Here is a 256-nt window from a genome sequence, read left to right on the forward strand (position 1 = left end):
TCAATAAGCTTTGATATGCTGCAAAACCACATAGTAACGCCAAAAATACATATATACGTAGTTCGGCTTCATTTACACGCAGTAATACATAAAAAACGAATAATGCTTGGACAATCCAAAATAGTATATCATGTATAAATACAAGCCAACGTTTACGCTCTTGGCGTTTTAAAAACCGTTGGTATGTATCTAAAGAAGCACCAATCCAAGCACCCATTCCAATCATCGAAAGCATTGTATACAACTGAATTGTTAG

1 protein-coding gene is annotated in these 256 nt (G+C 34.8%); it reads right to left on the bottom strand.

The window, feature by feature from the left end; all coding sequences use genetic code 11:
• Positions 1-256: spore cortex biosynthesis protein YabQ (yabQ, locus tag SB775_RS31370; protein ID WP_410865184.1), on the bottom strand; the 256-nt coding region annotated here is incomplete at both ends.

The sequence above is a fragment of the Peribacillus sp. SIMBA_075 genome, from assembly GCF_046534585.1.